The organism is Bradyrhizobium sp. S69 (assembly GCF_009766005.1).
Lineage (GTDB): Bacteria > Pseudomonadota > Alphaproteobacteria > Rhizobiales > Xanthobacteraceae > Bradyrhizobium.
In genome coordinates, this window is sequence record NZ_LMUK01000032.1 from 163,405 (window position 1) to 165,854 (window position 2,450).

A 2,450-nucleotide genomic window follows, 5' to 3' on the forward strand; every position below is an offset into this window, starting at 1 on the left:
TCACCGGCTGCGGCTGAGATGGCGGCTGTGGCTGCGGCTGGAATTGCGGTTGCGGGCGATGATCGCGATTGTGATTGTGTTCGCGGGGCTGATGCTGCTCGCGCGGCTGATAGGGTTGGCCGTTGTCGCGCTGCTGATCGCGCGGTTGATTGTCACGCGGTTGGTTGTCACGTGGCACGAACGGCTGCGGCTGCGCCGGAACGAAGCCGGGCTCCTGGCCGAAATTCGAAAAGTTCTCGCTTTCGTCATCGCCGTCCTCCGAGGTCATTTCATTCTCGGGGCGAGGCTGCGGCTGGTTCTGGCGGAACTGTTCCTGGGCCGTGGCGATCAGGCGGAAATAGTGCTCTGCGTGCTGGTAGTAGTTCTCCGCAGCCACCGGATCGCCGGAAGACCGGGCGTCGCGCGCCAGTTGCACGTATTTCTCAGCGACGTGAGAGGCGGTGCCGCGAATCTTGATGTCGGGTCCGTTGGACTCGAACACCCGGGTCATCGGGTTCTGGCCGCGCCGGTTATTGTTATTATTGTTGTTGTTATTGCTACTACTACTATTGTTGTTGTTCCGGTTACGCATCCGCTTGTTGTTGTTTTGACCGTTTCTCATGTCTCGCCTTTATTCCAGCCCTGAAGTTACCAGTCTAGAGATTGAAGCCTTGAGGTTAAACGCCTTGAATGGTCGCTGTCGTGACCGCTTCGCCCGATGCGGCGCGCGTCACCTGCACAAGCGCGGTGCAGGTCGATTGCATATCGATTTTGCCATACGTCGCGATCAGCAAAGACGCGTTCCCCCGCAATCCAGCGCACGCCGCCGGCTGCGCCAAATCACTTAGCCTGCCGAAACAAGCCCAAGTCTCTCACGTGAAGTATCAAGCGCAATATCAGGCTTTCGTTCGCTTTGCGGTCGGCAGCGGCACAGCTCTCTAAAGCCATCGCGCTCAACTGGACCTGCGTTTAGGAACCTTTCAATCGGAGCGGGCTCTCGCTCTGAGAACTCCGGCCTTTACCCGCGATATCCCTGAGGGGCATCTGCGGGGCCAGCAAACCCTGGACCGACGTTGTGACCGGAAGGTAGTCGCTCCCGCTGGATATTCCAAGTGGTTTTTTTGCACCACAATCGGGCTTTACGGGGGCAATTTCCGCCCCGCCACCGCCCGCGGGATCCCCGCCAGATCGGCTTTGGGCGCTGTCTCGTGGGTTAATCCCGCCGCCGTCATCAAAGCTTCAATGTCGCCGCTCTGGCCTTGTCCGGCCTCTACAACCAAAACGGCGCCCGGCGCCAGGATAGATGCGGCCTGCGGGATCAGCGCGCGATAGGCGTCGAGCCCATCGGCGCCGCCGTCGAGGGCTGCGAGCGGGTCGTGATCCCGGACCTCAGCGGCGAGGCCGCCGATATCGACTGAGCGGATATAGGGCGGATTGGACACGATCAGATCGAACAGGCCGGTCAGCCCGGTGGCATAATCGCACGCGATAAACGTCGCGCGGCCGGCGAGCCCCGCGCCCGCGGCATTGGCCGCGGCGGTCTGCAAGGCTGCCGCCGAGATGTCGGTGCCGAACCCGTGGGCCGCCGGCAGCTCCGACAACAGCGCCAGCAGGATCGCGCCCGAGCCGGTGCCGAGGTCGGCCACTCGCAGCGAGCGATTGGCCGAGCCGCCGGCGCGCAGCATCTCCAGCGCCAGTTCGACCACCGCCTCGGTATCGGGCCGCGGCACCAGCGTCGCCGGCGATAGCTGCAACGATAGTCCCCAGAATTCCTTGTGGCCGAGAATCCGCGCCACCGGCTCGCCCGCAAGACGGCGCCGAGCGAATTGGTCGAGGCGAGCTGATTCGTCCGCTGTGAGCCGCCGGTTGGCGGCCGTGACCATGCCGGTCAGATCGAGCCCAAGCACGGCACCCGCCAGCAGCCGTGCGTCGAGCTCGGCCGAATCGATCGCGTCAGCCTTGAAGCGCGTCGTCAGGGTACGCCGCGCGGTCTCGATGGTCTGCCCGGCGGTATTGCCGGCGCTCACGCTGCGGCGCCCTGGGCGGCGAGCTGGGCTGCCTGGTGTTCGGTGGTCAGCGCATCGACCAGTTCGCCGAGCGCTTCGCCCGCGATCACCTGCGGCAGCTTGTAGAGCGTGAGGTTGATGCGATGATCCGTGACACGGCCTTGCGGAAAATTATAGGTGCGGATGCGTTCGGAGCGGTCGCCGGAGCCGACTTTCTCGCGACGATCGGCCGAGCGCACCGCGTTGATGCGCTGCTGTTCGGCGTCGTAGATGCGCGAGCGCAGGATGTTCATCGCAGAGGCGCGGTTCTTGTGCTGCGAGCGGCTGTCCTGCATCATCACCACGATGCCGGTCGGAAGATGGGTGATGCGGATCGCCGATTCGGTCTTGTTGACGTGCTGGCCGCCGGCACCCTGCGCGCGCATGGTATCGATCTTGAGGTCGTCGCTCTTGATATCGACATCG

At 63.6% G+C, this 2,450-nt stretch carries 4 protein-coding genes; 1 reads left to right on the plus strand and 3 read right to left on the minus strand.

Translation table 11 applies throughout. The features are described from left to right. Positions 1–601: DUF4167 domain-containing protein (locus GSQ88_RS13425; protein WP_159008276.1), on the minus strand; the 601-nt coding region annotated here is incomplete at its 3' end. A gap of 80 nt (positions 602–681) precedes the next feature. Between GSQ88_RS13425 and GSQ88_RS13430 the strand changes: the two genes are divergently transcribed. Then, positions 682–921, plus strand: a complete 240-nt coding sequence (locus tag GSQ88_RS13430) for a hypothetical protein (protein WP_210253803.1) — start codon at positions 682–684, stop codon at positions 919–921. Positions 922–1,118: 197 nt separating this feature from the next. On the opposite strand, the gene prmC is transcribed toward GSQ88_RS13430, so the two are convergent. Together prmC and GSQ88_RS13440 are read right to left on the minus strand one after the other, a co-directional pair. After that, the gene (prmC, locus tag GSQ88_RS13435) at positions 1,119–2,006 is read right to left on the minus strand and encodes a peptide chain release factor N(5)-glutamine methyltransferase (RefSeq protein WP_159008229.1); all 888 of its coding nucleotides are present in this window, start codon (positions 2,004–2,006) and stop codon (positions 1,119–1,121) included. Continuing rightward, on the minus strand, positions 2,003–2,450 hold a 448-nt coding region (locus GSQ88_RS13440; RefSeq protein ID WP_283810681.1), incomplete at its 5' end, for a peptide chain release factor-like protein. The genes GSQ88_RS13440 and prmC, both read right to left, overlap by 4 nt.